Annotated in this window: 17 protein-coding genes and 1 rRNA gene; all 18 read left to right on the top strand. The window is 71.6% G+C overall.

The features are described 5' to 3' along the window. Positions 1-45 precede the first annotated feature (45 nt). Positions 46-387, top strand: coding sequence for a WhiB family transcriptional regulator (locus NAMU_RS20525; RefSeq protein WP_015749252.1), 342 nt, complete (start codon positions 46-48; stop codon positions 385-387). A gap of 220 nt (positions 388-607) precedes the next feature. Further along, a complete protein-coding gene (gene pheS, locus NAMU_RS20520; protein ID WP_015749251.1) occupies positions 608-1,726 on the top strand; it encodes a phenylalanine--tRNA ligase subunit alpha in 1,119 nt (372 codons plus the stop codon). Between the two features lie 3 nt (positions 1,727-1,729). Then, on the top strand, positions 1,730-4,267 hold the full coding sequence (gene pheT, locus NAMU_RS20515; protein WP_015749250.1) for a phenylalanine--tRNA ligase subunit beta: 2,538 nt from the start codon (positions 1,730-1,732) through the stop codon (positions 4,265-4,267). Between the two features lie 55 nt (positions 4,268-4,322). Beyond that, positions 4,323-4,721 (top strand): protein-tyrosine phosphatase family protein, encoded by a 399-nt coding sequence (locus NAMU_RS20510; RefSeq protein WP_456152560.1) that lies wholly within the window; start codon positions 4,323-4,325, stop codon positions 4,719-4,721. Between the two features lie 67 nt (positions 4,722-4,788). Continuing rightward, positions 4,789-5,379, top strand: coding sequence for a DUF5998 family protein (locus tag NAMU_RS20505; protein ID WP_015749248.1), 591 nt, complete (start codon positions 4,789-4,791; stop codon positions 5,377-5,379). 31 nt (positions 5,380-5,410) lie between these two features. Then, positions 5,411-6,544, top strand: coding sequence for an alkaline phosphatase family protein (locus tag NAMU_RS20500; protein WP_015749247.1), 1,134 nt, complete (start codon positions 5,411-5,413; stop codon positions 6,542-6,544). A gap of 43 nt (positions 6,545-6,587) precedes the next feature. Then, entirely contained in the window at positions 6,588-6,986 is a 399-nt protein-coding gene (locus NAMU_RS20495; protein WP_015749246.1) for a VOC family protein, read from the top strand. Positions 6,987-7,121: 135 nt separating this feature from the next. Next, positions 7,122-8,153 (top strand): N-acetyl-gamma-glutamyl-phosphate reductase, encoded by a 1,032-nt coding sequence (argC, locus tag NAMU_RS20490; protein WP_015749245.1) that lies wholly within the window; start codon positions 7,122-7,124, stop codon positions 8,151-8,153. A 124-nt stretch (positions 8,154-8,277) separates the two neighbouring features. Further along, complete coding sequence (gene argJ, locus NAMU_RS20485; protein WP_015749244.1) at positions 8,278-9,450, top strand: bifunctional glutamate N-acetyltransferase/amino-acid acetyltransferase ArgJ; 1,173 nt, start codon at positions 8,278-8,280, stop codon at positions 9,448-9,450. Continuing rightward, a complete protein-coding gene (gene argB / locus NAMU_RS20480) occupies positions 9,447-10,376 on the top strand; it encodes an acetylglutamate kinase (RefSeq protein ID WP_015749243.1) in 930 nt (309 codons plus the stop codon). The genes argJ and argB overlap by 4 nt, the downstream gene beginning before the upstream one ends. Then, positions 10,373-11,563 carry an acetylornithine transaminase gene (locus tag NAMU_RS20475; RefSeq protein ID WP_015749242.1) on the top strand — a complete coding sequence of 397 codons (1,191 nt, stop codon included), beginning with the start codon at positions 10,373-10,375 and terminating at the stop codon, positions 11,561-11,563. Before argB ends, NAMU_RS20475 begins: the two co-directional genes overlap by 4 nt. After that, on the top strand, positions 11,560-12,498 hold the full coding sequence (gene argF / locus NAMU_RS20470) for an ornithine carbamoyltransferase (protein ID WP_015749241.1): 939 nt from the start codon (positions 11,560-11,562) through the stop codon (positions 12,496-12,498). Before NAMU_RS20475 ends, argF begins: the two co-directional genes overlap by 4 nt. 10 nt (positions 12,499-12,508) lie before the next feature. Continuing rightward, positions 12,509-12,997, top strand: a complete 489-nt coding sequence (locus NAMU_RS20465) for an arginine repressor (protein WP_015749240.1) — start codon at positions 12,509-12,511, stop codon at positions 12,995-12,997. A gap of 121 nt (positions 12,998-13,118) precedes the next feature. Then, positions 13,119-14,546 (top strand): argininosuccinate synthase, encoded by a 1,428-nt coding sequence (gene argG / locus NAMU_RS20460; RefSeq protein ID WP_015749239.1) that lies wholly within the window; start codon positions 13,119-13,121, stop codon positions 14,544-14,546. 3 nt (positions 14,547-14,549) lie between these two features. Beyond that, positions 14,550-16,007 carry an argininosuccinate lyase gene (gene argH / locus NAMU_RS20455; RefSeq protein WP_015749238.1) on the top strand — a complete coding sequence of 486 codons (1,458 nt, stop codon included), beginning with the start codon at positions 14,550-14,552 and terminating at the stop codon, positions 16,005-16,007. A gap of 4 nt (positions 16,008-16,011) precedes the next feature. Beyond that, positions 16,012-16,647 carry a DNA-3-methyladenine glycosylase gene (locus NAMU_RS20450; protein ID WP_015749237.1) on the top strand — a complete coding sequence of 212 codons (636 nt, stop codon included), beginning with the start codon at positions 16,012-16,014 and terminating at the stop codon, positions 16,645-16,647. A gap of 37 nt (positions 16,648-16,684) precedes the next feature. Next, the gene (gene tyrS / locus NAMU_RS20445; RefSeq protein ID WP_015749236.1) at positions 16,685-18,037 is read left to right on the top strand and encodes a tyrosine--tRNA ligase; all 1,353 of its coding nucleotides are present in this window, start codon (positions 16,685-16,687) and stop codon (positions 18,035-18,037) included. 625 nt (positions 18,038-18,662) lie between these two features. Beyond that, a 16S ribosomal RNA gene (locus NAMU_RS20440) occupies positions 18,663-20,179 on the top strand. Positions 20,180-20,228: the final 49 nt, after the last annotated feature.

Raw genomic sequence — 20,228 nt, 5'->3', positions numbered from 1 at the left:
GGTTCACTGACCATGCAGGGACGCATGCACAGAAAGGTCGGATCGTTGGCCGACATCGAGCGTTTGCCGGAGCCGATTGTGGATCATTGGGATTGGCAGGGGGCGGCCGCCTGTCGGGGGATGGATTCGGAGGTGTTTTTCCATCCGAGTGCGGAACGGGCGCGGGGTCGGCGGGCGCGGATTCAGGCGGCCAAGGCGGTGTGCGGGACATGTCCGGTGATCGCGCAGTGTCTGGCCCACGCGTTGGCCGTGCGGGAGCCCTACGGCGTCTGGGGCGGCCGCTCCGAAGACGAACGCGCCAAGTTACTCGGCCTGCAATCACTGCGCTACCCGGCCCGGATCCGGACTCCGGACTCTGCGGTCAAGGAGCCGGCGCCGGCCGGGTGAGCGCCGTCGGGGGCACCCCCGCGGATCCTGCGTCGGCACGATCGTGGGACCGCGGGGGTGTCGGCGGGAACGGCCCGCGCCGGCGGACCCGCGCAGGTCGCGGTCGGCGCACGGCCGGGGGCGGGCGGCAACGTCCGTAGACTGCCTGCTTGGTCGTGACCCTTCCGGTGCGGAGGACCGGCCGGCACCGCCCGCAGTGACCCAGCCCGGAAGGTTTCCCATGACCACCGCCTCGCCCTCGTCGGCCGCGCCCAGCTCCGCGGTGCAGTCCGATCAGGGACTCGCCCTGCCCCTGGACCCGACCGACGAGGCCGGGATCGAGCGGGCCGTGACCGCGGCCCTGGCCGCCGTCGCCGCGGCCGCCGACCTGGACGCGCTCAAGACCGTCCGGTTGGCCCACGCCGGGGACCGCAGCCCGCTCGCCCTGACCAACCGGGCCCTGGCCGACCTGCCCAAGACCGAACGGGCCGCGCCGGGCAAGTTCATCGGACAGAGCCGGCGCCGGGTGGCCGACGCCGTCGCCGTCCGGGAGAGCGAGCTGATCGCCGAACGGGACGCCCGCATCCTGCGCGAGGAGACCGTCGACGTCACGCTGCCCTACGACCGGGAGCCGGCCGGGGCGCGTCACCCGATCTCCACCATCATGGCCCGGATCGAGGACGTCTTCGTGGCCATGGGCTGGGAGGTGGCCACCGGCCCCGAGCTGGAGGCCGAGTGGTTCAACTTCGATGCACTGAACTTCCCCAAGGACCATCCGGCGCGGGCCATGCAGGACTCGTTCTACATCGCCGGTGACGGGCCCGGCGGCACGGGCAGCGGGCTGGTGCTGCGCACCCACACCTCGCCGGTGCAGATCCGCAGCATGCTCGACCGGGAGCCGCCGATCTACGTGGTCTGCCCGGGCCGGGTGTACCGCTCGGACGAACTGGACGCCACCCACACGCCGGTGTTCCACCAGGTCGAGGGGCTGGCCATCGACCGTCACCTGTCGATGGCGCACCTGAAGGGGACGCTGGACCACTTCGCCCGGGCCATGTTCGGTCCGGAGTCGACGACCCGGCTGCGGCCCTCGTTCTTCCCGTTCACCGAGCCCAGCGCCGAGATGGACGTCTACTTCCCGGACAAGAAGGGTGGTCCGGGCTGGGTGGAGTGGGGCGGCTGCGGCATGGTCGATCCGAACGTGCTGATCGCCTGCGGGCTGGACCCGAACGAGTGGAGCGGCTTCGCCTTCGGCATGGGCATCGAGCGGACCCTGCAGTTCCGCAACCAGATTCCGGACATGCGGGACCTGGTCGAGGGTGACGTCCGGTTCACCACCGCATTCGGCTGGGAGGTCTGAGTCATGCGCCTGTCTCTGGAGTGGCTCAGTGATGCCCTCACGCTGCCGGCCGGCGCCGGTGTCGATGGGGGAGTCGACGGGGGAGTCGGCGGGGTGGCCGACACGTTGGTCCGGATCGGCTTCGAGGTCGAGGACGTGCACCTGGTGCCGCCCACGACCGGCGACCTGGTCGTCGGCCGGGTGCTCTCGATCGAGGAGCTGACCGGGCTGAAGAAGCCGATCCGGTTCTGCCAGGTCGACGTCGGACCCGGCCACGGCCCGGACGGCTCCGACGAGCCCCGCGGGATCATCTGCGGCGCGACCAACTTCGTCGTCGGCGACTCGGTCGTGGTCGCCCTGCCCGGCACTACCCTGCCCGGCGGCTTCCAGATCGCCTCGCGCAAGACCTACGGCCACGTCTCCGACGGGATGATCTGCTCCAACCGGGAGCTGGGTCTGGGCCAGGAGCACGACGGGATCCTGGTCCTCGCCTCCGCTTCGGACGCGGGTTCCGGCCCGGCCGGCGAGCCCGCCCCGGCGCCCGGCACCGACGCGCGACCGATCATCGGCGCCGACGACGCCGTCATCGAACTGGCCATCACCCCCGACCGCGGCTACGCCCTCTCGGTCCGCGGGCTGGCCCGTGAGCTGGCCGCCGCCTACGACCTGCCGTTCACCGACCCCGGTGTGCGGGACCTGCCGGAACGCTCGGGGCCGGGCTGGCCGGTGACGCTGGCCGATCCGGTCGGTTGCGGCCGGTTCGTCACCGTCCGGGTGCAGGGCATCGACCCGACCGCGCCCAGCCCGTACTGGATGCGGCGCCGGCTCAGCGCCGCCGGCATCCGGTCGATCTCGCTGGCCGTCGACGTCACCAACTACGTGATGGTCGAGCTCGGCCAGCCGTTGCACGCGTTCGACGCGGACAAGCTGGCCGGCCCGATCACCGTGCGACGGGCCACCCAGGGCGAGTCCCTGGTCACCCTGGACGGGACCAAACGCACCCTGGTCGCCGACGACCTGGTCGTGGCCGACTCCTCGGGGGCCATCTCGCTGGCCGGCGTGATGGGCGGCGAGTCCACCGAGATCTCCGCCCAGACCACCAATGTCATCATTGAAGGGGCCTACTGGGACCCGCCGGTGATCATGCGCACGGTGCGCCGGCACCGGCTGCCGAGCGAGGCCGCCCGCCGCTTCGAGCGGTCCGTCGATCCTGCCGTGGCCGCGGTGGCCACCGAGCGGGCGGCCGAATTGCTGGTCCGCTACGGCGGCGGCACGGTCGTCGGCCGGTCCGACGTCCGGGGCGAACCGGTCCCGCGTCCGGCGGTCGAGCTGGCCGTCGGCGAACCGGAGCGGCTCATCGGCCGCCCGTACGAACGCTCGGTGATCGTGGGCCGCCTGGAGCAGCTCGGGTGCGAGGTCGGCGGCGGTGGCACCGAGCTGACCGTGCAACCCCCCAGCTGGCGGCCGGATCTTCTGCGCCCGGCCGATCTGGTCGAGGAGGTCGCCCGGTTGGAGGGGTTCGACTCCATCCCGTCGGTGCTGCCGACGGCGCCGGCGGGGACCGGGCTGACCCCGAGCCAACGCCGGGAACGGTTGATCGCCGCGGACCTGGCCTCGGCCGGGTTGACCGAGGTGCTCTCGTTCCCGTTCCAGAACGTGGCCGACCTGGACCGGCTCGACCTGCCCGCCGACGACGCCCGCCGCAGCATGGTGCTGGTGGCCAACCCCCTGGACGCCGACCGCCCCGCGATGGCCACCACCCTGCTCACCGGGTTGCTGGACACGGTGCTGCGCAACATGTCCCGGGGTTCGCGCGACCTGTCGGTGTTCGAGATCGGCTCGGTCTTCCTGCCCCGGCGCAACGCGCCGACCCCGCCGGAGGTCGGCGTCGACCGGCGTCCGGACCCGCAGACGCTGGCCGTGCTCGACGCATCGCTGCCCAACCAGCCGGTGCACGTGGCCGCGGTGCTGGCCGGGGCGCGCGAGCGCACGGGCTGGTGGGGACCGGGCCGGCCGGCGGGCTGGGCCGACGCGGTCGAACTGGCCCGGCGGATCGCCGCCACCGCGGGTGTGACGGTGCGGGTGGTCGCCGCCGAGCAGGCGCCCTGGCACCCGGGCCGGTGCGCCAGCATCCGGGTCGGTGACTGGCCGATCGGCTTCGCCGGCGAGTTGGCCCCCAAGGTCGTCGAACGCCTGGGCCTGCCGCCGCGGACGGCCGCCCTGGAGCTCAACCTGGACGGGCTGCCGGCGCGGCAGACCCCGACCGCCCCGCAGATCAGCGCGTTCCCCCCGGTCAACCTGGACGTGGCGCTGGTCGTGCCGGACTCGGTGCCGGCCGCGGAGGTGGCCCAGGCGCTGCGGTCCGGAGCCGGCGAGTTGCTGGAATCGTTGCGGCTGTTTGACGTCTACAGCGGCGACCAGGTGCCGGCCGGTCACCGATCGTTGGCCTTCGCCCTGGTTGTCCGGGCACCGGACCGGACACTGACCGCGGCCGAGGCGACCGCGGTCCGCGACCGGGCGGTCGCCGCGACGGACCGGCTCGGCGCGGTGCTGCGGGGCTAGGCATCACCCCGGGGGCGGCGGAGCCGGCTGGTCGGCGGCGGGTGACCGGCGGGTGATCGGCGACTGGGTCGAGCTGCCGTCGGGCCTGCGGGTGCGCGGTCGCCGGATCGGCGACCGGCCCGCCGATCCGGCCGATTTCCTGCTGGCGCTGGCCGACGGGCCCGCCCCGCCGTGGCCGGTCCGCCGGATCCGCTGGCCGGACTTCCGGTTGCCGACCGATCGGGCCGACGCGCTCGCCGCCCTGGCCGATGCGCTGGACCGGACCCGGGCCGGCCAGCTCGTCGAGGTCGCCTGCCGGGGCGGCCGCGGCCGCACCGGCACCGCGTTGGCCGCCCTGGCCGTGCTGGACGGGCTGGACCCGGCTGCGGCGGTGCCCTGGGTGCGGCGGGTCTACGACCGGCGGGCGGTGGAGACGCCCGGGCAGGCCCGGTGGGTGCGCGGTCTGCTGCGGTGAACCGGAGTTGTCCACCGGCGGCGGGTTCGGTTCGTGCTGGGACGCAGGGTAGTGCCACGATGTGCCTATGCCGTTGACCCAACCCGCCGACCTGTCCCGCAAGATCGAGAAGGCTGGCTACTATCCCGACCTGGTCGCCGACGTCCTGGACGTCGCGCTGGCCGGCGAGGAGGTGCTCGCCCACCTCGTGCACCTGGAGACCACCTTCGACATGGACACGATCCGGCGGCATCTGTCGGTCGTCGTGCTGACCCCGGGCCGGCTGATCTTCGTGCACGCCGACGACCACAGCCCGGACGAGGAGCACGTGGACGAGGCGCACGGCATCGCGACCAGTGAATCGGTGCCCCTGTCGCAGGTGCGGTCGGTGATGGTGACCCATGTGGTGCCCAAGCCGGAGCGGTACCGGCGCGGCAAGCTGGGCCGGGAGCTGACGGTGACGATCGGCTGGGGCGCGGTCGCCCGGATCGACCTGGAGCCGGCGACCTGCGGCGACCCCAATTGCGAGGCCGACCACGGAATGACCGGCAGCATCACCGCCGACGATCTGTCCCTGCGGATCAGTGCGGACGCCGAGGGTGAGGGCGCCCTGCGGGACGGCATCACCTTCGCCAAGGCGCTGTCGGCGATGACCGCGGCCGCCGCCCAGCGGTCCTGACCCGGCAACGCCGGATCCGGTCGGGGGCGAGGTGACCGCCGACTGGCTGGTACCCGGCTACGACCAGCGCGCGCTGGGGGCCCTGCTACCCGGTGCGGCCGCCGCGCTCGGCCACGACCTGGGCCGGCCCGCCGTGTCGCTGCCGGCGGCCGAACGGATCTGCGTGGTCGTCGTCGACGGGCTCGGTCACCGGATGCTGCTCGAACGCCCGCGGGCCGCCCCCTTCCTGAGCACGCTGATGGACCCCGAGCAATGCCTGGTGGCCGGCGCGCCCAGCACCACCGCCACCTCGATGGCCTCCTTCGGCACCGGCCTGCCGCCCGGCCGGCACGGGCTGGTCGGGTACGAGGTGATGGACCCGGACCGCGGCGAGCTGCTCAACGAGCTGCGCTGGCATCCGGACACCGATCCGCTGCGCTGGCAGCCGCACCCGACGGTGTTCCAGGAGCTGGCCGCTCGCGGCGTCCCGGTCACCCAGATCGGCAACCCGGAGTTCTACGGGTCGGGGCTGACCGAGGCGGCCCTGCGCGGGGCGACGTTCGTCGGGCTCACCCGGCTGCGCGACCGGGTCGACGCCGCGGTCGACCGGTTGCGCGAACCGGGCCTGGTCTACCTCTACTGGGCCGACGTGGATTCGGTGGGCCACGTGCACGGCTGGCGGTCCGCGCAGTGGCGCCGCACGGTCCGGGCGCTGGACCGGGAGCTGGCCCGGCTGTCCCGGTGCCTGCCGTCGGGCACGCTGCTGGTGATCACCGCCGACCACGGCATGGTCGACGTCCCGCATGCCGAGCGGCTCGACCTGGCCGCCCAGCCCGGCCTGTGGTCCCGGTTCCGGGTGCTGGGCGGCGAGGGCCGCTTCGCCCAGCTCTACTGCGAACCCGGCACCCCGGCCGATCGGGTGGCGGACCTGGCCCGGCAGCTGGCCGACTGGATCGGCGAGCGAGCCCATGTCTGCACCCGGGTCGCGGCGATCGACGCCGGCTGGTTCGGCCCGGTCGAGGAACGGGTCCGGCCGCGGCTGGGCGAGGTCATCGTGGCCGGCCGGGAGCCGTTCACCCTGATCGATTCGCGCACGGCCCGGCCGCACACGCTGTCGCTGATCGGGCAGCACGGCTCGCTGACCCCCGACGAGCAACTGGTGCCTTTCCTGCGATCCGTCAGCTGAGGCCCGAGCCCGGGTCGACCGGCCGTGCGGCAGGATCGGGCCCATGGACGTGCTCGCGGCTCGGATCATCCTGCGACCGGCCGATCCGCCGGCCACCCGACGCTTCTACGGCGAGGACCTCGGCCTGGCCGTGGCCCGCGAGTTCGGCCCGCCTGACGCTCCGGCCCAGGTATTCTTCGCCGGCCCGCTGCTGATCGAGATCTCCGGGCAGATGGATGCGCCGGCCCGCGCGGGTACGGCGATCTGGTTGCAGGTCCGGGACGTGGCCGCCGAGGTGGCCCGCCTGGCCGACCGCGGGATCCCGATCGTCCGGGAACCGCGCACCGAGTCCTGGGGCCTGATCGAGGCCTGGATCGCCGACCCCGACGGCACGCCCATCGTGCTGGTCCAGGTCCCGGCGGACCATCCGCTGCGGCGCGACACCCGCCGGCTGGACGATTGACGCCCCGAGTGTGCAGAAACGGCCCCTATCAAAGGAAATGGGGGCCGTTTCTGCACACTCGACGGTGGGGTCGGCCGGGCGTCCTGGATAACCATGCATTCTGGTGTATGGTCGACGCTTCCGAAGGAGGATCCCATGACTTTCCGCGTAGCGGTGGCCGGGGCCAGCGGGTATGCCGGCGGCGAGGCGCTGCGCCTGCTGCTCGGCCACCCGCAGGTCAGCATCGGTGCGGTGACCGCGTTCAGCAGCGTCGGCGACACCCTGGGGGCGCACCAGCCGCACCTGCGGCCGCTGGCCGACCGGGTCATCGAGCCGACCGCCGTCGAGGTGCTGGCCGGGCATGACGCGGTCGTGCTGGCCCTGCCGCACGGGCAGTCGCACGCGGTCGCCGCCCAGCTGGGTCCGGACACCGTGGTCATCGACTGCGGCGCCGACCACCGGCTGGAGGACCCGGCGGCCTGGCAGCAGTTCTACGGCGGGGAGCATCCCGGGACCTGGCCCTACGGCATCCCCGAGCTGCCCGGCGCCCGCGAGCAGCTGCGTGGCGCAACCCGGATCGCGGTGCCCGGGTGCTACCCGACCGGCGCCTCGCTGGCGCTGGCCCCGGCCCTGGCCGCCGGCCTGGTCCGGCCCGAGGTGGTGGTGGTCGCGGCCTCCGGTACCTCGGGCGCGGGCAAGGCGCCCAAGGCCAACCTGCTCGGCGCCGAGGTGATGGGGTCGGTGAGCGCCTACGGCGTCGGCGGCGGGCACCGGCACACCCCGGAGATGGTGCAGAACCTGAGCAAGGCGGCCGGGCAGCCGGTCACCGTGTCCTTCACCCCGCTGCTGGTGCCGATGCCCCGCGGCATCCTGTCCACCGTGAGCGCCCCCGTGGCCGACGCCGACCTGAGCCTGGGCGAGGTCCGCGCGGCCTACGAGAAGGCTTACGGCGACGAGCCGTTCGTGCACCTGCTGCCGGAGGGGCAGTGGCCATCGACCGCGTCCACGCTCGGCGCGAACACCGTTCTGCTGCAGGTCGCCGTCGATGCCCACGCCGGTCGCGTGATCGTCATCGCCGCCCTGGACAACCTGACCAAGGGCACCGCCGGCGCGGCCGTGCAGTGCCTCAACCTCGCGCTCGGCCTGCCGGAGACGACGGGCCTGCCCACCGTAGGAGTCGCGCCATGACAGTGAACGGAGCTTGCGGAGTGAACCATCGGCATCGCGGAGCTTGCGGAGTGAACCATCGGATCCTCAGGAACGACGACCGCGCCCGGGCGGCCGAGCCCGCGAGGTCGTCGGGGAGGTCGTCGTGACCTGTACTGCCCCGCAGGGGTTCCGGGCGGCGGGCGTCACCGCCGGCCTCAAGCAGTCCGGCAAGCCCGACGTCGCCCTGGTCGTCAACGACGGCCCGCGGTTCGACGCGGCCGGGGTGTTCACCTCCAACCGGGTCAAGGCGGCGCCGGTCCGCTGGTGCGAGGCGCTGTTCGGGGCCGATCAGGGGCCCGGGGCGCAGCTCTCGGCGGTCATCCTCAACTCCGGCGGGGCCAACGCCTGCACCGGAGCCGAGGGCTACCAGGACACCGTGGCCACCGCCGAGCACGTCGGTTCGGTGCTGTCCCTGCCGGCCAGCCGGGTCGCGGTCGCCTCGACCGGGCTGATCGGGATGCGGCTGCCGATGGATCTGCTGCTGACCGGGGTGGGGGAGGCCCACCGGGCGCTGTCCGCCGAGGGTGGGCCGGAGGCCGCGGTGGCCATCATGACCACCGACACGGTGCCCAAGACCGTGGTCGTGCCCGGTCCCGGCTTCACCGTCGGCGGGATGGCCAAGGGCGCGGGCATGCTCGCCCCCGGGCTGGCCACCATGCTGGTGGTGCTGACCACCGACGCGGTCGCAGACGGCGCCACCCTGGACACCGCCCTGCGCCGGGCCACCCGGGTCAGCTTCGACCGCCTGGACTCCGACGGCGCGATGTCCACCAACGACACCGTGCTGCTGCTGGCCTCCGGCGCATCCGGCACCGAGGCCAGCACCGAGCAGCTCACCGCCGCGGTCACCCGGGCCTGCACCGACCTGGCCGAGCAGCTGCTGGCCGACGCCGAGGGCGCGACCAAGGAAATCCGGATCGAGGTGCGCGGCGCGGCCACCGAGGACGGGGCGGTCGAGGTCGGCCGGTCGGTGGCCCGCAACAACCTGGTCAAGACGGCGTTCTTCGGGCAGGACCCGAACTGGGGCCGGATCCTGGCCGCGGTGGGCACCGTCGGCCCGCACGTCGAATTCGACGCCGACGCCATCGATGTCACCCTCAACGGGGTGCAGATCTGCCGCGCCGGCGGCACCGGCGACGACCGCGACCTGGTCGACCTGACCGGGCGGCAGGCGCACGTGATCATCGACCTGCACGCCGGCACCGAGACGGCCACCGTGCTGACCAACGACCTGTCCCACGCCTACGTCCACGAGAACTCGGCCTACTCGACATGAGCACCACGCGGACCGAGTTCGAGCCCCGCGAGCTGTCCCAGCTCGAGCACGCCCGGCAGCGGGCCGAGGTGCTGGCCGACGCGCTGCCCTGGCTGCGCCGGTTCGCCGGCCAGATCGTCGTGGTCAAGTACGGCGGCAACGCGATGACCGACGACGCGCTCAAGCAGGCCTTCGCCGCCGACATGGTGTTCCTGCGCACCGTCGGCCTGCGCCCGGTGGTGGTGCACGGCGGCGGCCCGCAGATCAGCGCGATGCTCAAGCGGCTCGGCGTGCCGGGCGAGTTCAAGGGCGGCTTCCGGGTCACCACCCCGGAGACCATGGACATCGTCCGGATGGTGCTTGTCGGTCAGGTCGGCCGGGAACTGGTCAACCTGATCAACACGCACGGCCCGCTGGCCGTGGGCATGTCCGGCGAGGACGCCAACCTGTTCACCGCCGCCCGCCGGGACGTGCTGGTCGACGGGGTGCCGACCGACGTCGGGCTGGTCGGCGACGTGGTCGCGGTCAACCCGGACGCGGTCCTGGATCTGGTCGACGCCGGCCGCATCCCGGTGGTCTCCACGGTCGCCCCGGACGCGGACGGGGTGGTGCACAACGTCAACGCCGACACCGCCGCGGCCGCCCTGGCCGTCGCGCTGGACGCCGCCAAGCTGGTCATGCTCACCGACGTCGAAGGGGTCTACGCCAACTGGCCGGACCGCGGCTCGCTGCTGTCCAAGATCGGCGCGGACGCGCTGGAGGCGCTGCTGCCCAGTTTGGAGGCGGGCATGGTGCCCAAGATGGAGGGCTGCCTGCGCGCCGTCCGCGGGGGAGTGGCCGCCGCGCACGTCATCGACGGCCGCGTCCCGCACGCCGTCCTGCTGGAGATCGTCACCACCGAGGGCGTCGGCACGATGGTCCTCCCCCACCTGGAAGAACACGCATGAGCAACGCATCCGCCGGGCAGCGCTGGTCGCACGCCCTGATGAACAACTTCGGTACGCCGCCGGTCGAGCTGGTCAGCGGCCGGGGCGCCGTCGTCGTCGACGCCGACGGCCAGCAGTACCTGGACCTGCTCGGCGGGATCGCGGTCAACGCCCTGGGTCACGCGCACCCGGCGATCGTGGCCGCCGTCAGCACCCAGATCGCCACCCTGGGTCACGTGTCCAACTTCTTCACCCACCCGACCGTGCTGGACCTGGCCGAGAAGCTGCAGGACATCAGCGGGGCCGGCGAGTCCGGCCGGGTCATCTTCACCAACTCCGGGGCCGAGGCCAACGAGGCCGCGTTCAAGATGGCCCGGCTGACCGGCCGGCCGACCATCATCGCCGCCGAGGGCGCGTTCCATGGCCGCACGATGGGCGCGCTGTCCATCACCGGGCAGCCGGCCAAACGGGCGCCGTTCGAACCGATGCCGCCCGGCGCCCGGTTCGTGCCCTACGGCGACGTGGCCGCGCTGGACGCGGCGGTCGACCAGGACACCGCGGCGGTGTTCCTGGAGCCGATCCTCGGCGAGGCCGGCGTGGTGCCGGCGCCCGACGGCTACCTGGTCGCGGCCCGCCGGATCACCGCCGACCGCGGCGCGCTGCTGGTCCTGGACGAGGTCCAGACCGGCATCGGCCGGACCGGGACCTGGCTGGCCCACCAGCGGCTGGGCATCACCCCGGACATCGTCACGCTGGCCAAGGGGCTCGGCGGGGGGCTGCCGATCGGCGCCGCGATCGGCTACGGGCAGGCCGCATCGTTGCTGCAACCCGGCCAGCACGGCAGCACCTTCGCCGGTAACCCGGTGTGCGCGGCCGCGGCGCTGGCCGTGCTGCGCACCATCGAGACCGAGGGCCTGCTCGACCATGTCGGCACGCTGGGCAAGCACCTGGCCACCGCCGTGGAAGAGCTGGGTCACCCGGCGATCGACCACGTGCGCGGCCAGGGCCTGCTGCTGGGGATCGTGCTGACCGCCCCGATCTCCGCGGCCGCCGCGCTGGCCGCCCGGCACGCCGGCTTCATCGTCAATGCCCCGGCCCCGGACGTGATCCGGCTGGCCCCGCCGCTGACCCTGACCACCGAGCAGGCCGACTCGTTCGTCGCCGCCCTGCCCGCGATCCTGGACACCGCCACCGAGGAGAAGAAATGACCACCGCGCCGGTCCGGCACTACCTGCGGGACGACGACGTCACCCCGGACGAGCTGACCGCTCTGCTGGACACCGCCGACACCTTCAAGAAGGACCGCACCGGCTACACACCGTTGGCCGGCAAGGCGATCGCGGTGGTGTTCGAGAAGAACTCCACCCGCACCCGGCTCTCGTTCGAGGTCGGCATCGCCCAGCTGGGCGGACAGCCGGTGATCGTGGACGGCCGCACCAGCCAGCTCGGCCGCGAGGAGACGATCGAGGACACCTCCCGGGTGCTGTCCCGGTTCGTCGACGCCGTGGCCATCCGCACCTTCGCCCAGCGCCGGATCGACGCGCTGGCCGGGGTGTCCCGGGTGCCGGTGATCAACGCGCTGACCGACGAGTTCCACCCCTGCCAGGTGCTGGCCGACCTGCAGACGATCCGCGAACGCAAGGGCCGGTTGGCCGGACTCACCCTGACCTACCTGGGCGACGGGGCCAACAACATGGCCCACTCGCTGATGCTGGGCGGCGCCAATGCCGGCCTGCACGTGCGGGTCAGCGCCCCGGCCGGCTTCGATCCGCACCCGGAGTTCGTGGCCGCCGCCCGGCAGCGCGGCGCCCAGACCGGGGCCACCGTCGAGCTGATCACCGACCCGCACGCCGCGGTCGACGGCTGCGACGTGCTGGTCACCGACACCTGGGTGTCCATGGGCCAGGAGAACGACGGCCTGGATCGGGTCGGCCCGTTCCGGCCGTACCAGATCAACCGCGAGCTGCTGGCCCGGGCCAACCAGGACGCGATCGTGCTGCACTGCCTGCCCGCGCACCGCGGCTTCGAGATCACCGACGAGGTCATCGACGGCGCGTCGTCGGCGGTCTGGGACGAGGCCGAGAACCGGTTGCACGCGCAGAAGGCCCTGCTGGCCTTCCTGCTCGCCCCCGACGGGCGCTGACGGGCGCGCCGTGAACCCGTTGGCGACCAAGGCGGCCCGGCACGGCCGGATCACCGATCTGATCCGCGACCACGAGATCCGCTCGCAGACCGAGCTGATGGCATTGCTGTCACAGGCCGGCCTGTCGGTCACCCAGGCCACCCTGTCCCGGGACCTGGAGGAGCTCGGCGCGCTCAAGCTGCGCGGCGTGGACGGCGGCCCGCCGGTCTACCGGATCCCCGAGGACGGGCATCCGCGGCCGATGGCGGGCGGCACCGACCGGCTCGCGCGGTTGCTCGGCGAGCTGCTGCTGTCCTTCGACGGCTCGGCCAACCTGGCCGTGCTGCGCACCCCGCCGGGGGCCGCGCAGTACCTGGCGTCGGCCATCGACCGGGCCAGCCTGGCCGATATCGTCGGCACCATCGCCGGTGACGACACCATCCTGGTCGTCGCCCGGGACGGCCTGACCGGGGCCCAGGTCGGCCGGATGCTCGCGGGCCTGGCCGCCGGGGACTCCTGAGCCCGCCGGCCGGGGATGCCTGAGCCCGCCGGCCGGGCCTGAACCGCCGTCCACCCGCCCTCCCGCATCACCCTGCGCCGCCGTCCGGGCGGCCCGACCCGCACAGATAGGCTGCCTGCTCGTGTCCAAAGTTCTTGAGTCGCTGCCCCAGGGGCAAAAGGTCGGCATCGCGTTCTCCGGCGGTCTGGACACCTCGGTGGCCGTCGCCTGGATGCGCGAGAACGGCGCCGTGCCCTGCGCGTACACCGCTGACCTGGGCCAGTACGACGAGCCGGACCTGTCCGGCGTCCCGGGCCGGGCCCAGGAATACGGCGCCGAGATCGCCCGCATCGTCGACTGCCGGGCCGCCCTGGTCGAGGAGGGCTTCGTCGCCCTGGCCTGCGGGGCGTTCCACATCCGGTCGGCCGGGCTGACCTACTTCAACACCACCCCGCTGGGCCGGGCCGTCACCGGCACCCTGCTGGTGCGGGCGATGGCCGACGACGAGGTCGACATCTGGGGCGACGGGTCGACCTACAAGGGCAACGACATCGAGCGGTTCTACCGCTACGGCCTGCTGGCCAACCCGCGGCTGCGCATCTACAAGCCCTGGCTGGACCGGCAGTTCGTGGCCGAGCTGGGCGGACGGGCCGAGATGAGCGAGTGGCTGCTGGCCCGCGGCCTGCCCTACCGGGCCTCGGCCGAGAAGGCCTATTCCACCGACGCCAATATCTGGGGGGCCACCCACGAGGCCAAGCGGCTGGAGCACCTGGACGCCTCGGTCGAGCTCGTGCAGCCGATCATGGGCGTGGCGCACTGGGATCAGTCCGTCGAGATCGCCCCCGAAGAGGTCACCGTCGCCTTCGAGCGTGGCCGGCCGGTGGCGATCAACGGGGTCAGCCTCGACCCGGTCGAGCTGGTGCTGGAGGCCAATGCGATCGGCGGCCGGCACGGCCTGGGGATGAGCGACCAGATCGAGAACCGGATCATCGAGGCCAAGTCGCGCGGCATCTACGAGGCGCCGGGCATGGCGCTGCTGTTCATCGCCTACGAGCGGCTGGTCAACGCCATCCACAACGAGGACACCGTCGCCGCCTATCACGATCAGGGCCGCCGGTTGGGTCGGCTGCTCTACGAGGGCCGCTGGCTGGACCCGCAGGGCCTGATGCTGCGCGAATCGCTGCAGCGGTGGGTCGGCTCGGCGATCACCGGGTCGGTCACCCTGCGGCTGCGGCGCGGCAACGACTACACGATCGTGGACACCACCGGCCCCGACCTGTCCTACCACCCGGACAAGCTGTCGATGGAGCGGGTGGCCGAGGCCGCGTTCGGGCCGGGCGACCGGATCGGGCAGCTGACCATGCGCAACCTGGACATCGCCGACACCCGCGCCAAGCTGGAGCTGTACGCGGGCCTGGGGCAGCTGGACACCCAGCACACCCTGGTCGGTACCCTGCGCCCGGGGCAGGCCGCGGCGATTGCCGGTCAGCCGGCCGACGTGCAGGCCCCGGAGCTGGAGGCCATCGAGCAGGCCAGCGACAGCGCCGCCATGGACGCCGGGACCGACTGATCCATGTCCGCCCCTTCCGAGACGCCCGAACCGGTCGCTGCCGTCACTGCCGGGACCACCGCTGCGGCACCGCTGTGGGGCGGCCGGTTCGCCTCCGGCCCGTCCCCCGAGATGGCGGCGCTGAGCCTGAGTACGCACTTCGACTGGGTGCTGGCCCCGTACGACATCGCCGGCTCCCGGGCGCACGCCCGGGTACTGCACCGGGCCGGCCTGCTCACCGCCGACGAGCTCGACGGCATGCTGGCCGCGCTGGACGCACTGGCCGCCGACGTGGCCTCGGGCGCGTTCGGCCCGGTGCCGGCCGACGAGGACGTGCACACCGCGCTGGAACGGGGCCTGCTGGACCGGGCCGGCAAGGACCTGGGTGGCAAGCTGCGGGCCGGCCGGTCGCGCAACGACCAGGTCGCCACCCTGTACCGGATGTACCTGCGCGACCACGCCCGGCGCGTCGGCGTGCTGGTCGCCGACCTGCAGGCCGCCCTGCTCGACCAGGCCGAGGCGCACCCGGGCGCGGCGATGCCCGGCCGCACCCACTTCCAGCACGCCCAGCCCGTGCTGCTGGCCCATCACCTGGCCGCTCACGCGCAGGCGTTGGCCCGGGACCTGGACCGGATCCGGGACTGGGACCGGCGGGCCGCGGTGTCCCCGTACGGCTCGGGTGCGCTGGCCGGCTCGTCGCTGGGGCTCGACCCGGCGGCCATCGCGGCCGAGCTGGGCTTCGACGCCCCGGCGCCGAACTCGATCGACGCGACCGCCTCGCGCGACTTCGCCGCCGAGCTGGCGTTCGTGCTGGCGATGATCGCGGTGAACGTGTCTCGGTGGGCCGAAGAGGTCATCGTCTTCACCACCGCCGAGTTCGGCTACGCGCGGTTGGACGACGCGTTCGCGACCGGGTCCTCGATCATGCCGCAGAAGAAGAACCCGGACATCGCCGAGCTGGCCCGGGGCAAGGCCGGCCGGCTGGTCGGCAACCTCACCGGATTGCTGGCCACTCTCAAGGCGTTGCCGCTGGCCTACAACCGGGACCTGCAGGAGGACAAGGAGCCGCTGATCGACTCGGTCGCCCAGCTGGAGTTGCTGCTCCCGGCCGTCGTCGGGATGACGGCGACGCTCCGGTTCGACACCGCGCGGATGGCCCAGATGGCCCCGGCCGGGTTCTCGCTGGCCACCGACGTCGCCGAGTGGCTGGTGCGGCAGGGTGTGCCGTTCCGGGTCGCGCACGAGGCGGCCGGCCGCTGCGTCGCCGTCGCCGAGGGCGGGGACAAGGACCTGATCGACCTGACCGACGACGAGCTGGCCGCGATCGACCCGGCGTTGACCCCGGCCGTCCGGGAGGTGCTCACCGTCGACGGGTCCCTGGCCTCCCGGGACGCGGTCGGCGGGACCGCCCCGGTCCGGGTGCGCGAGCAGATTGCCGACCTGCGGGCGCGGATCGCCGCCGACCGGGAGTGGTTGGGCTGACCGGGTGCGACTCGGCCGAACGCTGACGCGACGGTTCTTCGCCCGCGACGTGACCGTGGTCGCCCCCGACCTGATCGGCCGGGTGCTGGTCAGCACGACCGAGCAGGGCCCGGTGGCCGTCCGGCTCACCGAGGTCGAGGCCTACGCCGGCCCGCTGGATCCGGCCTCGCACGCCTACCGCCGGACCGCCCGCTCCGAGATCATGTACGGCCGGGCCGGGCACCTGTACGTCTATTTCGTCTACGGGATGCACTGGTGCGCCAACCTGGTGACCGGCCCCGACGGCACCGCCTCGGCCGTGTTGCTGCGGGCCGGCGAGGTGGTCGACGGGTTGCCGCTGGCCTGGGCCCGGCGGCCGGGCGCCCGCCGCGAGCGGGATCTGGCCCGGGGGCCGGCCGGGCTGGCCGCCGTCCTCGGGCTGACCGGCCCGGACACCGGCCTGGATGTGTGCGACCCGGCCGGTCGGCTGCTCGTCCGCGCCGGCGACGGCCACCCGGTCACCGTGGCGGCCGGCCCGCGGGTCGGCGTCTCGACCGCCGCGGACGTGCCCTGGCGGTTCGTGGAGACCGGCAACCCGACGGTCAGCGCGTACCGCCGGGGGACGCGGGCGACCCGGGGGTCGGTGGGGACAGTCGGCTGATGTGAGTTCGCCGGCCCTCACCTGCCAGGATGGGACGGTGCCTGAGACCGCTGCCGTGACCGACCTGGACCCGACCGCGAGTGCGGCCCCCCCTTCGGTGCTCGACGAGTTGCGCTGGCGCGGGCTGGTCGCGCTGACCACCGACGAGCACGCCCTCGCGCAGGCGTTGGCCGCCGGACCGATCACCGCCTACTGCGGCTTCGATCCGACCGCGCCCAGCCTGCACTTCGGCAACCTGGTGCAGTTGATCGTGCTGCGTCACCTGCAACGGGCCGGGCACCGGGTGATCTGCCTGGTCGGCGGCTCGACCGGGCTCATCGGCGATCCCCGGCCGACCGCCGAGCGGGTGCTCAAGACCAAGGAACAGACCGCCGAGTGGGTCGACCGGATCCAGCAGCAGGTGCGCCCGTTCCTGGAGTTCGCCGGGTCCAACCCGGCGATCATGGTCAACAACCTGGACTGGACGGCGCCGATGAGCGCCCTGGATTTCCTGCGGGAGATCGGCAAGCACTTCCGGGTCAACACCATGCTGCGCAAGGACGCGGTGGCCGCCCGGTTGGCCAGCGACGAGGGCATCAGTTACACGGAGTTCAGCTACCAGCTGTTGCAGGGTATGGACTACCTGCACCTGTTCCGGGAGTACGGCTGCACCTTGCAGACCGGTGGCCAGGACCAATGGGGCAACCTCACCGCCGGGACCGACCTGATCCGGCGGGCCACCGGGGAGTCGGTCCACTTGTTGGCCACCCCGTTGATCACGGACAGTCATGGCCAGAAGTTCGGCAAGTCCGAGGGCAACGCCGTGTGGCTGTCCCCGGAGATGACCAGTCCGTACGCGTTCTACCAGTACTGGTTGGGCGTGGAGGACGCCTCGGTGGGGCAGCTGCTCCGGGTCTTCACCGACCGCGGACCCGACGAGATCGCCGACCTGGAACGGCAGACGGCGCAGCGGCCACAGGCCCGGGCCGCGCAACGGGTGCTGGCCGGCGATGTCACCACGCTGGTGCACGGGGCGGCGGCGACCGACGCGGCCATCGCGGCCAGCGCTGCCCTGTTCGGGCGCGGCGATCTGGCCTCGGTCGACGAGCCGACCCTGCGGGCCGCGCTCACCGAGGCCGGGCTGCACCAGGTGTCCGGTGAAGTGCCGACGGTGGCCGCGCTGCTGGTGGCCGCCGGACTGGTCAAGTCGTTGTCCGAAGCCCGGCGGGTCGTGGCCGAGGGCGGGGCGAGCGTCAACAACGCGCGGGTGGGCGAGGCCGATCACGTGCCGGTGGCCGACGAGTTGCTGCACGGCCGGTACCTGGTGCTGCGACGGGGCAAGCGCTCGGTCGCCGGGATCGAGCTCGGTGCCGGGTCCGGGAGTGCCGCCGAAACCGACATTCAGGCCTGAATCGGTGCCCGGACAGGCGATTTGACTTCGACGGCGGCCACCGCCTAACGTTCTCCTCGCTCCTGGGGAACCGCACAGGGACCGGATCTGATCCGGTGTGGCTGGACGGCCCGGAGCATCCCCTGATCAGGCCGATGCCGGTGCTGAGCGGCCGTTTGACTCGGTCGATCAACGCAGGTAAGGTAGATCGCGCTCCTGGGGAACCGCACAGGGACCGGATCTGATCCGGTGTGGCTGGACGGCCCGGAGCACCACCCCGACAAGTAAAAGGCTTTCTGATCGCGTGCGAGCAGAAAGTGCGCGAAGCATGCTTCGTGCCAATCGAGGTGCCGCGAGATCGAGCGATTTGCAATCGCTCGGAGGAGCGGGTAAGTTAGTCGAGGTTTTGCCCCTGAGATGTCCGAAAGGCCATCAAAGGTGTGTGTCCGTTCTTTGAGAACTCAACAGCGTACCGATAGTCAGTGCCAAATGTTTTTGTTTGGTGTTGTTTGCCGGATTGTCTGCCCTGCTTTGTGGTGGGGTGGGTGGTTTGGTGTTGGATTTTGAATGGGTCAGTTTGGCTCGTTTGGGGTTCAGGTTTTCTCTTTGTTGACTGTGGCCCCTTTTGGGGTCTGGTTATATGCATTCGATGGAGAGTTTGATCCTGGCTCAGGACGAACGCTGGCGGCGTGCTTAACACATGCAAGTCGAACGGAAAGGCCCTTCGGGGTACTCGAGTGGCGAACGGGTGAGTAACACGTGGGTAACCTGCCCTCAGCTTCGGGATAACTCCGGGAAACCGGGGCTAATACCGGATATTCATTGTCTGCCGCATGGTGGGTGGTGGAAAGTTTTTTCGGCTGGGGATGGGCCCGCGGCCTATCAGCTTGTTGGTGGGGTGATGGCCTACCAAGGCGTCGACGGGTAGCCGGCCTGAGAGGGCGACCGGCCACACTGGGACTGAGACACGGCCCAGACTCCTACGGGAGGCAGCAGTGGGGAATATTGCGCAATGGGCGGAAGCCTGACGCAGCGACGCCGCGTGAGGGATGACGGCCTTCGGGTTGTAAACCTCTTTCAGCAGGGACGAATGTAGACGGTACCTGTAGAAGAAGCACCGGCCAACTACGTGCCAGCAGCCGCGGTAATACGTAGGGTGCGAGCGTTGTCCGGAATTATTGGGCGTAAAGAGCTCGTAGGCGGTCTGTCGCGTCGAATGTGAAAACCCGGGGCTCAACTCCGGGCTTGCATTCGATACGGGCAGGCTAGAGTTCGGTAGGGGAGTCTGGAATTCCTGGTGTAGCGGTGAAATGCGCAGATATCAGGAGGAACACCGGTGGCGAAGGCGGGACTCTGGGCCGATACTGACGCTGAGGAGCGAAAGCGTGGGGAGCGAACAGGATTAGATACCCTGGTAGTCCACGCCGTAAACGTTGGGCGCTAGGTGTGGGGGTCCTTCCACGATCTCCGTGCCGCAGCTAACGCATTAAGCGCCCCGCCTGGGGAGTACGGCCGCAAGGCTAAAACTCAAAGGAATTGACGGGGGCCCGCACAAGCGGCGGAGCATGCGGATTAATTCGATGCAACGCGAAGAACCTTACCAAGGCTTGACATGCACGGGAAAGTTCCAGAGATGGTTCCCCCGCAAGGTCCGTGCACAGGTGGTGCATGGTTGTCGTCAGCTCGTGTCGTGAGATGTTGGGTTAAGTCCCGCAACGAGCGCAACCCTTGTCTTATGTTGCCAGCACGTGATGGTGGGGACTCATAAGAGACTGCCGGGGTCAACTCGGAGGAAGGTGGGGATGACGTCAAATCATCATGCCCCTTATGTCTTGGGCTTCACGCATGCTACAATGGCCGGTACAAAGGGCTGCGAAACCGTGAGGTGGAGCGAATCCCAAAAAGCCGGTCTCAGTTCGGATTGGGGTCTGCAACTCGACCCCATGAAGTCGGAGTCGCTAGTAATCGCAGATCAGCAACGCTGCGGTGAATACGTTCCCGGGCCTTGTACACACCGCCCGTCACGTCACGAAAGTCGGTAACACCCGAAGCCAGTGGCTCAACCCCCTTGTGGGGAGGGAGCTGTCGAAGGTGGGATCGGCGATTGGGACGAAGTCGTAACAAGGTAGCCGTACCGGAAGGTGCGGCTGGATCACCTCCTTTCTAAGGAGCAAGTGGCCATGGTTTCCTGCTGTGTGGTGGGAGATGTCGT

The organism is Nakamurella multipartita DSM 44233 (assembly GCF_000024365.1).
In the GTDB taxonomy this organism is placed as follows: Bacteria; Actinomycetota; Actinomycetes; order Mycobacteriales; family Nakamurellaceae; genus Nakamurella; species Nakamurella multipartita.
The sequence above is the reverse complement of the archived record's forward strand: the minus strand, read 5'-3'. Positions and strand labels throughout refer to the sequence as shown.

Coding starts and splice junctions, on each gene's coding strand:
- pheT (WP_015749250.1), top strand. CDS start 1,730: ATGCGCCTGTCTCTGGAGTGGCTCAGTGATGCCCTCACGCTGCCGGCC.
- NAMU_RS20475 (WP_015749242.1), top strand. CDS start 10,373: ATGAGCAACGCATCCGCCGGGCAGCGCTGGTCGCACGCCCTGATGAAC.
- NAMU_RS20495 (WP_015749246.1), top strand. CDS start 6,588: ATGGACGTGCTCGCGGCTCGGATCATCCTGCGACCGGCCGATCCGCCG.
- argC (WP_015749245.1), top strand. CDS start 7,122: ATGACTTTCCGCGTAGCGGTGGCCGGGGCCAGCGGGTATGCCGGCGGC.
- argB (WP_015749243.1), top strand. CDS start 9,447: ATGAGCACCACGCGGACCGAGTTCGAGCCCCGCGAGCTGTCCCAGCTC.
- argF (WP_015749241.1), top strand. CDS start 11,560: ATGACCACCGCGCCGGTCCGGCACTACCTGCGGGACGACGACGTCACC.
- argH (WP_015749238.1), top strand. CDS start 14,550: ATGTCCGCCCCTTCCGAGACGCCCGAACCGGTCGCTGCCGTCACTGCC.
- pheS (WP_015749251.1), top strand. CDS start 608: ATGACCACCGCCTCGCCCTCGTCGGCCGCGCCCAGCTCCGCGGTGCAG.
- NAMU_RS20505 (WP_015749248.1), top strand. CDS start 4,789: ATGCCGTTGACCCAACCCGCCGACCTGTCCCGCAAGATCGAGAAGGCT.